Here is a 15,727-nt window from a genome sequence, read left to right on the forward strand (position 1 = left end):
TAAAATATAAACCCTTGAGGAGGGGTTTTTACTGATGAATTATTTTTTTTGAAATGAGTTTATCATCAATAAGCAGATTGATAATCAATACCCCTTTTGGGAATGATGTTAAATCAATAGATTTGGTGTAAACCCCATTTATATCAAATTTTTCTTCTGAAAAAACCATTCGGCCTGCAGGATCATAAATCATAAGCTTGAGTTTCTTGGCCTTAGAAATTTCAAAAGAAACATTTATGACATCATTAGCTGGATTTGGATAAACTTTGAACGTTTTGTCAGTAGTATTTGAATCATCAATTCCAACCTGTGATATCGCAGTATAAGCCAGCCCCCTTCCATGGGTTGCGGCTAAAATAGTCTGATCAGAATTTCTAATCTGAAGCATGTCAACCCTTACTTTGGCTAATCCATTGTCCAGCGGAACCCATTCGGGATTCTGTTGCATTAGCTGATCTGTTGCCCAAACACCGACTTCTGTTGCGAGAAAAGCTTTATTCGCATTGTAGGGATGGTATAGGGCCCATCTGATTGGCATGTCAGGCAAGTTGCCTTCTTTTTCGTTCCAACTTTGGCCACCATTATAGGTTTGCCATACCGATGATACGCCGTAGTTTGAAAATGTCACCAACAAAGTGTCTTCCGATTTTCCGATAGCAATACACGAAATATTTGCTGTTGGGAAATTAGTACTCCCAATTTCGGTAGTGACTGGAATATTTTGTGCATTTTTAATCTTGAACAATCTTCCTGATTGAGTTCCTGCAAACAGGGTTGTTGTATTGGTTGGCGAATGTTCTGACACTGCAATATGTGAAAATGGGACATTCACGTCAGAAGTTACTGTAATCATAGTTTCGGAAGGGGCACTTGGAATACCCGTAATCTTGAGTAATTTATTCGGGTTGTTACCAAGAAAGGTAATTGCATTGGCATAAAGAATATTTAAACGGTCGTCATAATCAGAAGGATTAATGAATGTTCCTGAACCGTAATTAACACTCGCAGTTCCAACGCGAGTCAAATTATTAAAAAACAGATAGCGGTTATAATAAATTGAAGTTATTAATATTTCAGGCTCATTCTGATCAATAAAACAAAAGGCACCGTCGCCCCCATCAATCATTGCATTGTTTGAAATAGGGCTTCCGGCATATCTCACCGTGCCATTGTCCTGCAAACCACCAACAAAAATATTGGTTCCTGCCCTGGGGTCCATTGCGCAGGAATAGAATTGCAAAGAGTTGTAATTGTTATTCTTTGGCGAAAAATCAGGTTGGTTTTGGGTGGCATTGGCCGTATAAAATATGCCTCCATCGGTGGCAACGATCATCTGGTTCGAACTTTTGTTCAGGAACATGATTTTATGAATATCTGCATGTATATAACGACCACCTAAATTTGAGTACATTCCGGTCCAATCGGATACCCTAACCCAACTTGAACCTCCATTTGTCGACTTATAGGTATCAAGACCGCCAATAAAAATGGTATTGGCATCATTTGGATCAACTGCTGCTGCAAGTGCGTGCCATCCGATAGTAGCCCAGTAATAACTACCCCCAACGGGCATATTAACACTGTTCCATGATTGTCCTTTATTAACCGATTTTATGATGTGCCTTCCTTCTGAATGTTTGAATCCATTTTCAGGGTTAATAAAAGCGACATCCAGCAATGCATAAACAGTATCTGGTTTTGAAGGTGCACTTGCCAGGATAACCCTTCCCGGAATATTATATTTGGTGGTCGAATTTCTGATAATGTTGGCATATTCATCATAGATGGTCCATGATCCAAGAGTACCTGCATCAGAGTATAAGATGGTTCCTCCACCATTATCCTCCAAATTGCGCATGCTTCCTATATAAATTCTACCGTTTGAGGCAATTTCAATATCAGCAGGGGTATAAGGCTTATTGTTTCCAACGATATTGGGCAGTACCTGCGTCCAGCTAACACCATTGTTCTCTGAACGATAAAGACCATCAGAGGGAAGGCTTTCATGGTTTAGTCCATGATAAACCCCTGAAGTTACACAGGCATAAATTACACTTGATCCGTTCTCAAGCCTTATTTCAAGATCAGTAATGTATTTAAATTTATCGGTTGAAGGGATTTGTGCCCAGCTTAATCCACCATCAGTAGTTTTCCATATTCCGGCTCCAACACCCGATGATTCGCGATAAATGGTAAATGCGGTTTGAGCCTCACCTGTGCCAACATAAAAAACATTTGGATTCTGAGGATCGGAAATGATGCAACTAACAACCAAATTGCCCCAAAATTCATCAACGGGGCGCCAGAGCGAATTATCACTTTTAAAATTATCATTTACCCAAAGCCCGCCGGTTACTGATCCTGTCCATGCTTTGTCCCCACTAATCACGTTTGGATCTATCATAAAAGCACGAGTACGGCCGGCCATATTTGAAGTAACTTCTTTCCATTCAATGTCGGAACCAAAAGCATTTGAACTTTTTAGTTTACTGATTGATTCGGTATTAAGATAAGCTGTTTTGAGCCTTTCAACAGGAACCCGTTTTAAATCGGGATCAAGGGTCATATAATAATTCTGGATGGCTGCCAAATCAGGTCTGGTCGGCTTCGGGAGATCTTTTAACTCCTCTTCGCTCATTTGCGGGATTTTCTGATATTCGGCCAAAAGAAATTGTTCATATTCATCCCTGGGATTCTTGTCATTTGGAATGTTTAAAATTAAAAAGGAACCAATGATCGTTAAAAATAAAATTATTGGTATTCTGAATGTTTTTATCATAAGGTCAAAAATAGGTAATGTTTAGTAATGCCTGATAAAATGAGAGTTTAAAATATATGACTGGTAAATGTTTATTTTTTAGGTCGATTAAAAATATTATTGTCAATCTTTTTATCATATTCAACATGATCAATTTTAATCTGTGCAGATGTCTGTCCATTTGATTTTGTTTCAATACTAAAAGCCACGGCTGTTCCTTCAATCATTTTATAATTACTTAAAAATGTTTCGGTTAAAGCATCGGTGCCCATCATAGTAGGAAGGATGGCCTCCGTTTTTATAATCAAATTTGAATCTACCCCAATAAAAATTTTTACTACATCGTCGTCCTGGTATGTTGCCTTGATCTTAAATGCGTCAGCACCATTAACTTTTTCAATCCCTGCATATTCAAGAATTATGCCTTTTGCCTCATAATTGTATAAAGCACCATCAAAGTCTGCTTCTTTTTTCATGACCTTCAATTGGTTGACAGGAATATCTTGTGGGTCAACTGAGCCGGTCCAAGGTGCGATCATCCATCCATCAATCCCATTATATGCCTGAACAAATTTTTGACCCATTATATCAGCCTCCAGATAAAATTTATCCGGTCGTGTGTTTATTCGTTTAAAACTAAATTCAGAACCCATTTGAAAAATAGTACCAGTTATGGTCATTGTTTTGATTTGATTTATTTTAGTCCGACCATTGCTTTTATAATAATTATCAAGGATCTCCTTTAAATCCTGTGCTTGCAACGTACTCACTAAAAAGCCAACGATGACAATAATTATATATAATTTTTTCATTTGTGGTGTAATTTAAAAAGCATAAGAATTTATTGGTTCATTAACCGGTTTCAAAAAATAAACATAAATATATAGATAAATGATCTATGGTTGCACGAAAAATAGAAAAAGCCTGCGCTAATTTAGTACAGGCTTTAATTTGAGTGGTACCACCTGGATTTGAACCAGGGACACACGGATTTTCAGTCCGTTGCTCTACCAACTGAGCTATGGTACCTTCCTCTTTGGTGGCGCAAATTTACGAAGTTTTTTTAAAATCAGAAATTTTTTTTAAAAAACGACTGATTTTTGCTGCAGATACGTATTTTTGCATACTTATCTTATTGATTCACACGAATGAAGTTAATTATTGATTTTGGTAATACTTTTATAAAAATTGCAGTTTTTAGGCAAGATATTATTGTTAAACAATTTCAGTATAAAAACTTAATTGTTAGCGATATAAGTGCAATTGTCGATATTTATCCCCAAATTAGGGCTGTAATAGTTTCAGCGGTTATCAATTATCCTGAAGAGATAAAACAATTTTTAATTGAAAGATTTGATTTTATTGAGCTTGGGGTCAATACACCAATCCCAATCGTAAATAAATATAAAAGTCCCGAAACACTTGGGAAAGACCGATTAGCTGCAGTAGTTGCTGCCGCAGAGCTTTATCCCAATAAAAATGTTTTGGTTATCGATGCCGGAACATGTATAACTTATGATTTAATTAATGAGAAAAGGGAATATTATGGTGGATCAATCAGCCCTGGAATAAACATGCGATTAAAAGCGATGCATGAGTTTACAGGCAATCTTCCCTATATTGAAGCTAAAAAAGTTGACTTTCTGATAGGGTCTAATACTGAAGAATCAATCTTATCTGGAGTTTATAACGGATTAATCAACGAAATTGACGGAATAATAGGGTCTTATAAAGAAAATTATGAAAATTTAACAGTTATTTTAGGGGGTGGGGACTATATTTATTTTGATAAAAGACTAAAAAATAACATCTTTGCACTCCCAAATATTGTTATGATTGGGCTAAATGTAATACTAAAATTTAATGATAGTAAAAAATAGCGGTTTTCGAAGTCTGTTAATTGGGTTGGCATTATTGTTTCCTATTACATTGTTAGCGCAAACTAGAACAACTTCCCCTTATTCAATTTATGGGTTAGGCGAAATTAATAATACTTTCAATGTAAAGAGCCTTTCGATGGGAGGGATTAGTTATTCTATTTACGACAATGGTTCCATTAATTTTTCGAATCCTGCATCTTATGCAGCTTTCGACACACTCTCTTTTCTCTTTGATGCCGGATTGTTAGCTAATAATGTTTCGCTTAAAAATGCAAGTACCTCTGAGAAAACAAGTTATGCATCATTAAGTTATGTGTCATTGGGATTCTCCATCAACAGATGGTGGAAAACTAGTATTGGACTTGTACCATTCAGTAATGTTGGTTACAATTATGGCTATGTCGAAAATATTAATCAAATTGGAAATGTGAGGTTCTATGATGAAGGCAGTGGGGGCATAAATCAATTATATTGGGGACATGCTTTTAAGATTGGTAAGCATCTATCAGTTGGTGTTAATATGGGCTATTATTTTGGAAGTATAGACAAAGAAAGATCTGTTAGTTTTGTCGACTCGGTAAATTTCTTATCTACAAATATCCTTAACACAGTTTCAATTAATGATTTTTATTTAAACTATGGGATTAATTATCATACAAAAATAAATGATTTTGACATTAATGTTGGGATGGTTTATAGCAATAAATCAGAATTAAAGGCAAATAAGGATGAATTTACAAGGACATTTGTCCCTGCCCATACTGATGTGAAAGAATACAGAGACACCATTTCTTATATTCAGGATGCTCAAGGAGCAATTGTAATACCTAAGAATATTGGTTTTGGCATAATGATCTCAGAAAAAAATAAATGGAAAATCGGAGCCGAATTTCAAAAACAATATTGGAAAGATTTTAAATCATTTAATGTTTCCGATTCTTTGAGTAACTCTATAAGGTTGGGACTTGGTATGGAAATCATACCTAATTATAATAGCGTAAATTCATACTTTAAAAGAGTAAGTTATCGCTTCGGTTTTAAGTTTGAACAAACTCCATTATCCATTAATAATACCCGCATCAATGATTTTGGCATAAGTTTTGGAATAGGGTTACCATTAAGAAATTCAAGATCAACGGTTAATTTAGGAATGGAATATGGGCAACGTGGAACGGTAAAAAATAATTTAATACAGGAAAAATATTTTAAATTTTCAATTGGAATTACAATGCACCAGAGATGGTTTACCAAGCCCAGATATAATTAACAATAAATAATTACAATTATGAAAACTAAACTTATATTCATTTTCTTATTAGGGGGGTTAGTTTTAAGTCCTAATATAAATGTTATTGGACAAGATGAATCAAAATTTGGAGACAAACCTGATGACTGTAGAATGAACATTTCACTTTATCAGGAATTTTTCAGGCAATGGAAGGAATCTGATTATAAAAGCGAGGTTATAAAAGATGCAATAAGGCCATGGAGATGGGTGTTTTTAAATTGTCCGGCCGCACTGGAATCAACATATGTTAATGGCATTAGGATAATGACTTATCTTATTAATAAGGAAAAAAATGAAGCGATGAGAGAAAAGTATATTGATACTTTGTTCATGGTTTATGATAAAAGAATTGAATTCTTTGGCAAAGAAGGTAGTGTTTTAGCTTATAAAGGGAATGATTATTATAAGTACAGAACTCAAAATTTTGTTGAGGCCAATGCTATCTTTAAACGATCAATGGAATTACAAGGCAATGAAACACAAGGTGCCGTATTGAGTTATTATTTCCGTACTACGGCAAAGATGGTTTCTGAGGAGGTTGTTGAAAAATCTACAATTATTGATGCTTATGATAACGTTAGCGCCATCATTGATTTTAATTTAAAAAAGTATGAGAAGGATGCAAGAAGATTGGAAGAATGGAAGAATATCAAAGGTAATATTGAAGCTGAATTTGAGCCATTTGCCACTTGTGATGATCTTATTGCCATTTATCAAACAAAGTTTGATGCCAATAAAAATGATCTTGAACTTTTGAAAAAAATTACCGACATTCTTGATAAAAAAAGATGTAACGAATCACAACTATTTTTTGATGCGTCTGTTCAATTATATAAACTTGAACCATCGCCGGCTTCAGCATATTTAATTGGTAAAATGTATTTAAAATCTGAAAATATTAATGAAGCGTTAAGATATTTAACCGAAGCCACAGCATTGCAAGATACAGATGATTTAGCATTGATTTATTTTTATATGGCTAGATGTAATCAGTCGCTTAATAAATATGCCGAAGCTCGAAAAAATGCACTTAAGGCGATCGATTACAAACCAAATTATGGAGAAGCTTATATTTTAATTGGTGATCTGTATGGTATGACAGCAAAAGATTGTGGAGATAATGAATTAACTTCAAGAGTTGGATATTGGGCTGCAGTTGATAAATATGAAAAGGCTAAGCAGGTTGATCCTGAATTGGCAGAAATTGCTAATGATAGAATTAGAAAATATGCTATTCATTTTCCAACAACTGAAACGATCTTTTTCTATAATTACCAAGAAGGAGATATGTATAAAATTGAGTGCTGGATTAATGAAACAACCAAAATAAGAGGAGCTAAAACAAATTAAAATTCATTGAAAATCATTAAATTAAGTAATTTATTGATCGTTAAAAGCATTGTTTTGCTGATTGGCATTACAATGCTTTCTTCGTGTAAAAACGACATTAGGGAAGTAACTGCACTCAATGCTGGGGATTCTATTCCTGACCTGACTGCAAAAAATTTTGTGTACCTCAGAAGTGACGCTGGTCGCATTGTTGCAAAACTCCAAAGCCCTAGAATGACCCAATTTATGGGAGAGAATTCCCATATGGAATTCCCCGATGGATTCAAAATAGAATTCTATAACAGATTAATGCAGGTTGAATCTGTCCTGACAGCAGATTACGGAATTCAATATGACAAAAGAAAGTTAATTATAGCGCGGAAAAATGTTGTAGTAATCGATTTAATCGCAAATAGGCAATTGGAGGCCGAAGAATTGGTTTGGGATCAACGAAGAAAAAAAATCTATTCAGAATCGAAAATAAAAATTACTACTCCCACTCAAATATTGTTTGGGGCAGGTTTCGAATCGGATGAAAATTTTAGGGGCTATGAAGTTTTTAAAGGAAGCGGTGACTTTGAAATTGATGAGGGAATAAAATAAAAAGATTTCTTATAATTATTTATTAAATGGACAACTGGACGATCGTTATAATAACTATAATCTTTTCTGGATTTTTCTCCGGTATTGAGATTGCTTATTTAAGTTCAAACCGTTTAAAAATAGAATTGGATAAAAGCAAAGGTCTTTATAATGCCCGCATCATTGCTTCATTTGCTACCAAACCATCAAAGTTTATCGGAACCCTTTTGCTTGGGAATAATATAGCTCTTGTCCTATATGGCATTGCCATGGCAAATATTCTAACTCCTTGGTTCATTAAAATCTACATACAGCCATTTAACACTAAATTTTTTATCCTTATAAGCCAAACTATAATCGCCACCTTAATTATACTTGTAACTGCCGAATTTCTGCCAAAGATACTTTTTCGAATCAGGCCAAATGCGATCCTAAAATTCTTCGCTGTACCTGTAAAGGTTATTTATGTCATTCTGTATCCTTTTGTTTTTATCTTTATTGGCTTTTCTGAGTTTGTTTTACGTAAACTTTTTCGTGTAGTTTTTAATACTGAAGACTATAGCTTTAGCCCTATTGACTTAGGTGATTATGTTAAGGAATTTGCCCAAGGTGAAAATGATGAAAATGAGATTTCACAAGAGATTCAAATTTTCCAAAATGCAATTGATTTTCAAAATATAAAACTCAGGGAATGTATGAGCCCCCGAACAGAAATCATTGCCCTGGATGAAAGCGACACTGTTGAACTATTGCGTTCACGATTTATCCAAACTGGTCACTCAAAAGTTTTAATCTATCGCGAAAATATCGACAATATTATTGGATATACCCACTCCTATGATATGTTTAAAAAACCAGCTACTATTCGTGAAATTTTGCGATCAATAATTATCGTTCCTGAAACCATGCTGGCAAATAAAGTTCTCTCAATGATGTTGATTGAAAATCAAAGTGTTGCAGTAGTGGTTGATGAGTATGGTGGCACTTCCGGAATGATAACCATAGAAGATATAATTGAAGAAATTTTTGGTGAAATTGAAGACGAACACGATATCGAAGATCTTATAGAAAAACAGATACAATCTGATGAATTCCTGTTTTCGGGCAGGTTAGAAATTGATTATTTAAATGAAAAATATAATTTATCTATTCCAACTTCTGACGAGTATGAAACCCTTGCAGGATATATTTTACATCATTATGAAAACATACCATTGATTAATGAAAGCATGAAGATTAATAATTTTCATTTCAAAATTGTTCAGGCCGAAAAAAACCGGATCGAACTGGTTTATTTAAAAATTAGCAATCCTGATGTCTAAATTGTTGATATATCGTGGAAAATTTTAAATCAAAAAATTTACCTATTGCCTAAATAATTCCTATTAAAATTTCATTTTAGCAGAAAATACAAGCTAAGTATTTGTATTTGTGTGTTTTATTACAAACAGCTTTGTGATGTATTTTTTTTTAAATATGAACTTTCTGTTGTACATTTGCAAACTCTAAAAAAAAGTTTAATAAGATGGCAGTAATTGGTAAAATTAGGAAGCACTCAGGATTATTGGTAATTGTTATTGGAGTTGCATTAGCAGCTTTTGTTTTAGGCGATCTATCAAAAACCAGAACAAGTAATACAAACACCATTGGTGAGATTAATGGCGAAAAAATTTCTTATCGCGAATTTAATAATAGGCTCGATCAGAACCTCGAATACGAAAAGCAACGCTTAGGTAAGCAAAGCCTTGACGCAAATGAAAATTTCAACGTAAGGCAGATGACCTGGAATCAGTTTTTGAATGATGTAATTATGGGCGAAGAGTATGCAAAAATTGGCCTTGACGTATCTTCAGATGAATTATTTGAACTTGTTCAAGGAGCAAATCCTCACCGTTTTATTTTACAGTATTTTGGCAATCCAAATACAGGTGAATTTGATCGAAATATTGTTTTAAATTTCTTGCAAAACATAGATAATCTGGAACCTGCTGCAACAACACAATGGTTGCAAATTGAAAAAGCGATCAAAAGCGATCAACTCACACAAAAATTTATAAACCTTGTAAAAAAAGGATATTATGTTCCTGCTGAAATTGCCAATTTTGAATTTAAGGCTCAGAATGAAAAAGTTAAAATTGAGTTGATTTCAACTTCATATTTTGAAATTTCAGACAGTCTTGTAAGCGTAACTGAAAAAGAAATCGAGAAATACTATTCTGAGCATCTTGCCGATTATCAGCAACAAGAAGAACAACGAGATATTGATTATGTAATGTTTGAGGTTAAACCTTCAGTTGAAGATCGTGTTAATACAACCAATCAGGTGAATACTATTTTTCAAGAGTTTAAAAATACTACCAATGTAATGACCTTTGTTAATTCTGTTTCTGATCGTCGTTATGATAGTAACTATTATAAAAAAGAAGAATTACCTGTTCAATTAGCAGAGACTTTGTTCAATGTAGAAGTTGGAACTTTTGCCGGGCCATACCTTGATAATGACGTATACTATATGGCTAAATTGATGGATTCGCAAGTCAGGGCCGATTCATTGAGTGCCACCCATGTGCTTATATCCTATATCGGGGCTCAATACGCCGGTCCTGAAATCACTCGAACACGTGAACAAGCAAAAGCATTAGCAGATAGTATTTATAATGTTGTAAAAGCGAATAAAAATAAAATTAATGAGATCGCTAAAGCAATATCTGATGATCCTTCGGCCAAAGAAAATGATGGTGACACAGGATGGTTTCCTGATATGGGAATGATTTCCTCATTTAATAATGCAATAATGGATAACGCATTGAACGATATTGTGATCTCAGAAACTCCATTTGGCTATCATGTGATAAGGGTAATGGGTAAGAAGGGTTTTAATCAAAAAGTAAGGGTTGCTGTTATTGAGAGAGCGATTGAAGCAAGCGGAAAAACTTATCAGGATACTTATACTGAAGCAAGTAAATTTGCTGCTTTAGCCACAACTCCAGAAGCATTTGAAAATTCGATTATTGAGCAAGGGCTTAATAAACGCAGTGTTCCGGGATTGCGTAAAATGAGTAATTATATAGCCGGAATTGAAAATCCCAGAAGTATTATCCAGTGGGCTTTTAATACAGAAACTACTAAAGAAATCATTTCACCTATTTTTGATTTAGATGGGAAATATGTGGTTGCTCATATAAGTGGGCTTCATCCAAAAGGAGATATGGCTTTAGAAGAGGTACGTGAATTAGTAAGATCTCAACTTATTAAAGATAAGAAATATGAATACTTTTTAAGTAGAGTAAACGGGAAAACCGATCTGAATCAAATTGCGTCCGAATTAGGAAAAATTCCGCAGGAAATAGAATTGAATTTTGCTTCCCCAAATGTTGAAATATATGGAAGAGAGCCAAGATTAGTCGGTAAAGTTTTCTCGATGCAACTTGGAGAAAATTCATCATTGTTTAAAGGGAATAATGGAGTGTATGCTTTCAGTGTTATTGAAACTACTCCAGCTCCTGAAACTGCATTGCTCGATTTTTATAGAAATCAATTAGTAATGATGTTGGAAAGCAGATTAGCAAACAACTCCCTTTTTCAGGCATTAGAAACCAATGCAAAAATTGAAGATAGCAGATATTTGTTTTACTAATAAAAAATATTAAATAAAAAAAGGTGGCAATTTTATTGTCACCTTTTTTTATAGGTTTTCAAGCCGTGATGCATCTTGCCTGATAAAGATAAACAGGAGTATTGTAAATGCCCATAGGGATGACCCACCGTAACTCAGGAAAGGTAATGGGATTCCTATAATCGGTGCAAGCCCAATGGTCATTCCGATATTCACTACAAAATGAAAAAATAAAATAGAGGCGACCCCATAACCATAAATCCTACTGAAAGCCGAGCGCTGTCGCTCGGCAAGAATTATTAACCTTATAATTAACCAAATAAATAAGCTTACTAAAACAGCACTTCCGAATAAACCCCACTCTTCTCCAACTGTGCAAAAAATAAAATCGGTACTTTGCTCAGGAACAAAATTAAATTTGGTTTGGGTACCTTTTAAAAATCCTTTACCAAAAAACCCGCCACTTCCTATTGCAATTTTTGATTGATTAACATTGTACCCGGCCCCTTTCGGGTCAGATTCCTTTCCTATTAAAACATTAATCCTCTTTTTTTGATGTGGTTCTAGAATATTGTCAAATGCATAGTCGACACTTAGAATATAAGTTGAGCCAACCAGAAGTATTAACAAAACAGCCAAGATACTTCTTTTGCTCTTTCTGATTCTTAAATAGAACAAAATGAGAATCCCGGAAAGAATAGCGATGACAATATATGCATGCAATAGTAGTGTAGTGATGAACAAAATTACAGCAAAGGCTCCAAAAATTAAAAATTTGGATGAAAGCCCTTCCCTGTAAAGTACAATTATTAAGGAGCTAAAAACCAAAGCTGAACCTGTTTCGGGTTGCAGTAATATAAGGATTGCAGGAATTGAGATAATCAGTCCCACTTTAAACAAACTGTTAAATCGTCGAAGATTTACATTTTGACCACTCAGAAATTTAGCAAGAACCAAAGCACAGGTAAATTTTGCAAATTCTGATGGCTGAAGTCCAAATCCTCCAATTTGGAACCACGATCTTGATCCTGATATTTTTGTTCCAATGACCAGCACGGCCAATAATAAAATAATCCCAATTACATACAATAAGTATGAAAAAGCTGAAAACAACTTTGCATCGATGAGTAAAATTGCAAAGGCAATAATAAAAGCAGCCGCAATCCAAAGCAATTGTTTACCATAACGTTGTGAAAGATCAAATATACCGCGATGTGCTTCATCATAAATAGCCGAATAAATACTCAACCATCCAATCAGTACCAGCATTAAGTAAAGAAATACAGTTATCCAATCAATATTTAAAAAGGTTCCTGTTCTTGCTCTCAACGTTTGTTTTTTATTAAAACTGTGTTTAACATTTTTTCTTCGGTTGCAGTATGCTTTACGGTTCCATTCAAGTACTTTTCAATCATTAAGCTTGCAATAGGTGCTGCCCAGGTTGCTCCAAAACCACTATTTTCAACTACGACAGAAATTGCAATTTTGGGATTATCGCGAGGCGCAAAAGCAACAAATACGGCATGGTTTTCACCAAATGGATTTTCTGAGGTCCCGGTCTTGCCGCACATTTGTAAACTATCAATACGAAACCATCTGGCTGTTCCGCTTTCACCCGCGTAAACCAGGGCCATTCCTTCAATAACGGTTTCGTAATGTTCTCTTGGAATCTTGTTACGGATAGGTTCATTAAATGCGGTATTGGGATTCCCATCGATGGAGGTGACAAAATGCGGGGGTAAATAATAACCCCGGTTTGCAATAAGCGCAACTTGGTTTGCCAATTGTAAAGGTGTTATTTCAATCTCACCTTGGCCAATCGATAATGATCTTATCGTAATAGCCTTCCAACCATTTTTACCATAATATTTATCGAAATATGAAAAATCGGGCAAGTTGCCATTTTTTTGTCCTATGATATCAGACGTCAGTTTTTGCCCGACTCCAAAATCACTCATTTGGCTGCGCCAATTTTCATAAGCTTGCTGAATTGTTGCATACTTCCCTTGTTCAACGATAGATTTAAAAACCTTATAAAAATATGGGTTGCACGACTGTTCTATAGCATGATTCAGGTCGAGTGGAGAGTAATGATTGTGGCTGCAAACAATCGGTGAGGAATGAACTCCCTGACAGGTATATCGCGTACCCGAATTTAACACACCGTCGTTCAATCCTATTAGCGCATTTAATAGTTTGAAGGTTGAACCAGGAGGATACTGAGCCATAATTGCCCTGTTAAAAAGAGGTTCTAAACTATCACTACTTAGTTTTTTAAAATTAGAACTTCTAATTCGCCCAATTAATAAATTAGGATCATAGGCAGGACTGGATACCATACTCAAGATTTCACCCGTTGATGGTTCAATGGCCACGATACTGCCTTTTTTGCCATTCATCAAAAGCTCTCCATAAGCTTGCAATTCGGCATCAATAGAAATTTGCAAATTCTTACCCGTGTTCGACATGGTATCGTATCGGCCTTCTAAATATGCCCCTTTTTCTCGATTGAAAACATCAACCAATCTATATTTAATGCCCTTTTCTCCCCGGAGTTCTGTTTCATAAAATTTTTCAATTCCATTTTTCCCAATATAATCACCCGAATTATAGTAAGGGTTATTGCTTACTTCATTTTGTGTTACTTCACCAATATATCCTAAAATATGAGCGGCAATAGGTCTGGGATATTTTCTTAAAGTTCTGGACTGAACAAAAAACCCAGGAAATTTATACAATCGTTCTTCAAGATAACCAAAATCTTCTTTGGAGATTTGTTCAAGAAAAATCGATGGTTTGACTTTGGAATAGCTTTTAGCTTTGTAAAGCAACTCAAGAAAGGTGTTATTATCGATCTTCAATAACTTACATAATTCTGCCGTATCAATATCGATAACCAAATTTGGCGTTACAAAAAGGTCATAAGAAGCTTCATTGTACACCAACAATTCTCCGTTTCTGTCCTTGATCAGCCCCCTTGCAGGATAGATGGTGATCTTTCTCAAAACATTATTTTCCGCTGAAAGCTTATATCTATCATCTATCACCTGAAGAAAAAATAATCGGGCAATATAAATAACCCCAATTATTACGACGATCGTAATGATAACTGTTTTCCTATGAGCGTAAGATTTTGTCATACAGATAGATCAATTTGTATAGATTTAAATTGTTATAGTGCTTTCAGAAATGATGTTATGGATACAATTATTACCACATTTTTAGATCAATAAAGTTATAAATTTATATCAATACTATTGATTAATTTTGTGTGAAGATGGGAGAAATAAATTCATATACTGGTAATATTTTTAATATTCATAAAGAAAGAGAATTTGAAGATCTGGCACTGAAAATTTTCAAATATCAATTTCAAAATAACAAAGTTTATAAATTGTACATTAAAACTTTGGGTTTGGATAATACTAAAATCAGGAAAATAAAAGATATCCCGTTTCTCCCTATTGATTTTTTCAAAACACACAAAGTAGTCGGTTCGACCCAAATACCTGAACAAATATTTACAAGTAGTGGAACTGGCGGTGCTTTGCAAAGCAAACATTTTGTTACTGATATTAAGGTTTATATTCGATCGTTCTTAAAAGGATTCTCGCACCATTATGGAGAGGTAAGTAATTATTGTATTCTGGCTTTATTGCCCTCATATCTCGAACGAGAAGGATCATCTTTGGTGTTTATGGTAAATGAACTCATTAAGCAAAGCAATCATGTTGAAAGCGGATTTTTTTTAGATAATCATGCCGAACTTGTGGAGATGCTAAATTCGAAAAATCTTAAAAACAAAAATGTTCTGCTGATGGGAGTGAGCTATGCACTACTCGACTTAGTTGAAAATTTTAGCGTAAGGCATCCAAATTTAATAGTGATGGAAACCGGAGGAATGAAAGGTCGACGTAAGGAACTCATCAGAGAAGAACTACATGAAATTCTTAAAAAAGTATTTGGGATTAATTCCATACATTCTGAATATGGTATGACGGAATTGTTGTCTCAGGCATATTCTTCCGGCGAAGGCATTTTTACCACTCCACCATGGATGAAAATATTAATACGCGATCCTAATGATCCATTTCAACTACTGGAAAATGGTCAATCCGGAGGCATTAATGTAATCGATTTAGCAAATATTAATTCGTGTTCATTTATCATGACACAAGATCTAGGCAGGATGACAAATGATAATACGTTTGAAGTTTTAGGAAGGTTTGATGCGAGTGATATTAGAGGATGTAATTTGTTGGTAGATTAGTGTT

The 15,727-nt window shown here is 34.6% G+C and carries 11 protein-coding genes and 1 tRNA gene; 7 read left to right on the plus strand and 5 right to left on the minus strand.

The window, feature by feature from the left end; genetic code table 11:
* Positions 1 to 28: 28 nt before the first annotated feature.
* From KKG99_15585 to KKG99_15595, 3 genes are all read right to left on the minus strand, one after another.
* Positions 29 to 2,779 (minus strand): T9SS type A sorting domain-containing protein, encoded by a 2,751-nt coding sequence (locus KKG99_15585; GenBank protein ID MBU1014421.1) that lies wholly within the window; start codon positions 2,777 to 2,779, stop codon positions 29 to 31.
* A 71-nt stretch (positions 2,780 to 2,850) separates the two neighbouring features.
* Positions 2,851 to 3,570: an outer membrane lipoprotein-sorting protein gene (locus tag KKG99_15590; GenBank protein ID MBU1014422.1), complete on the minus strand. Its 720-nt coding sequence runs from the start codon at positions 3,568 to 3,570 to the stop codon at positions 2,851 to 2,853.
* Between the two features lie 144 nt (positions 3,571 to 3,714).
* Positions 3,715 to 3,787: transfer RNA gene (locus tag KKG99_15595), tRNA-Phe, on the minus strand.
* Between the two features lie 119 nt (positions 3,788 to 3,906).
* Between KKG99_15595 and KKG99_15600 the strand changes: the two genes are divergently transcribed.
* From KKG99_15600 to KKG99_15625, 6 genes are all read left to right on the plus strand, one after another.
* Positions 3,907 to 4,638 (plus strand): type III pantothenate kinase, encoded by a 732-nt coding sequence (locus KKG99_15600; GenBank protein MBU1014423.1) that lies wholly within the window; start codon positions 3,907 to 3,909, stop codon positions 4,636 to 4,638.
* Complete coding sequence (locus KKG99_15605; GenBank protein MBU1014424.1) at positions 4,622 to 5,905, plus strand: hypothetical protein; 1,284 nt, start codon at positions 4,622 to 4,624, stop codon at positions 5,903 to 5,905. The genes KKG99_15600 and KKG99_15605 overlap by 17 nt, the downstream gene beginning before the upstream one ends.
* Positions 5,906 to 5,923: 18 nt before the next feature.
* Positions 5,924 to 7,276 (plus strand): hypothetical protein, encoded by a 1,353-nt coding sequence (locus KKG99_15610; protein MBU1014425.1) that lies wholly within the window; start codon positions 5,924 to 5,926, stop codon positions 7,274 to 7,276.
* A gap of 6 nt (positions 7,277 to 7,282) precedes the next feature.
* Complete coding sequence (gene lptC / locus KKG99_15615; protein MBU1014426.1) at positions 7,283 to 7,858, plus strand: LPS export ABC transporter periplasmic protein LptC; 576 nt, start codon at positions 7,283 to 7,285, stop codon at positions 7,856 to 7,858.
* Between the two features lie 26 nt (positions 7,859 to 7,884).
* Entirely contained in the window at positions 7,885 to 9,159 is a 1,275-nt protein-coding gene (locus tag KKG99_15620) for a hemolysin family protein (protein ID MBU1014427.1), read from the plus strand.
* 203 nt (positions 9,160 to 9,362) lie between these two features.
* On the plus strand, positions 9,363 to 11,474 hold the full coding sequence (locus tag KKG99_15625; protein MBU1014428.1) for a SurA N-terminal domain-containing protein: 2,112 nt from the start codon (positions 9,363 to 9,365) through the stop codon (positions 11,472 to 11,474).
* Positions 11,475 to 11,522: 48 nt separating this feature from the next.
* On the opposite strand, the gene rodA is transcribed toward KKG99_15625, so the two are convergent.
* Positions 11,523 to 12,722 (minus strand): rod shape-determining protein RodA, encoded by a 1,200-nt coding sequence (gene rodA / locus KKG99_15630; protein ID MBU1014429.1) that lies wholly within the window; start codon positions 12,720 to 12,722, stop codon positions 11,523 to 11,525.
* Positions 12,723 to 12,778: 56 nt separating this feature from the next.
* The gene (gene mrdA / locus KKG99_15635; protein MBU1014430.1) at positions 12,779 to 14,593 is read right to left on the minus strand and encodes a penicillin-binding protein 2; all 1,815 of its coding nucleotides are present in this window, start codon (positions 14,591 to 14,593) and stop codon (positions 12,779 to 12,781) included.
* A 137-nt stretch (positions 14,594 to 14,730) separates the two neighbouring features.
* Between mrdA and KKG99_15640 the strand changes: the two genes are divergently transcribed.
* A complete protein-coding gene (locus KKG99_15640; protein MBU1014431.1) occupies positions 14,731 to 15,723 on the plus strand; it encodes an acyl transferase in 993 nt (330 codons plus the stop codon).
* Positions 15,724 to 15,727: the final 4 nt, after the last annotated feature.

Source organism: Bacteroidota bacterium (genome assembly GCA_018816945.1).
Classification (GTDB): domain Bacteria; phylum Bacteroidota; class Bacteroidia; order Bacteroidales.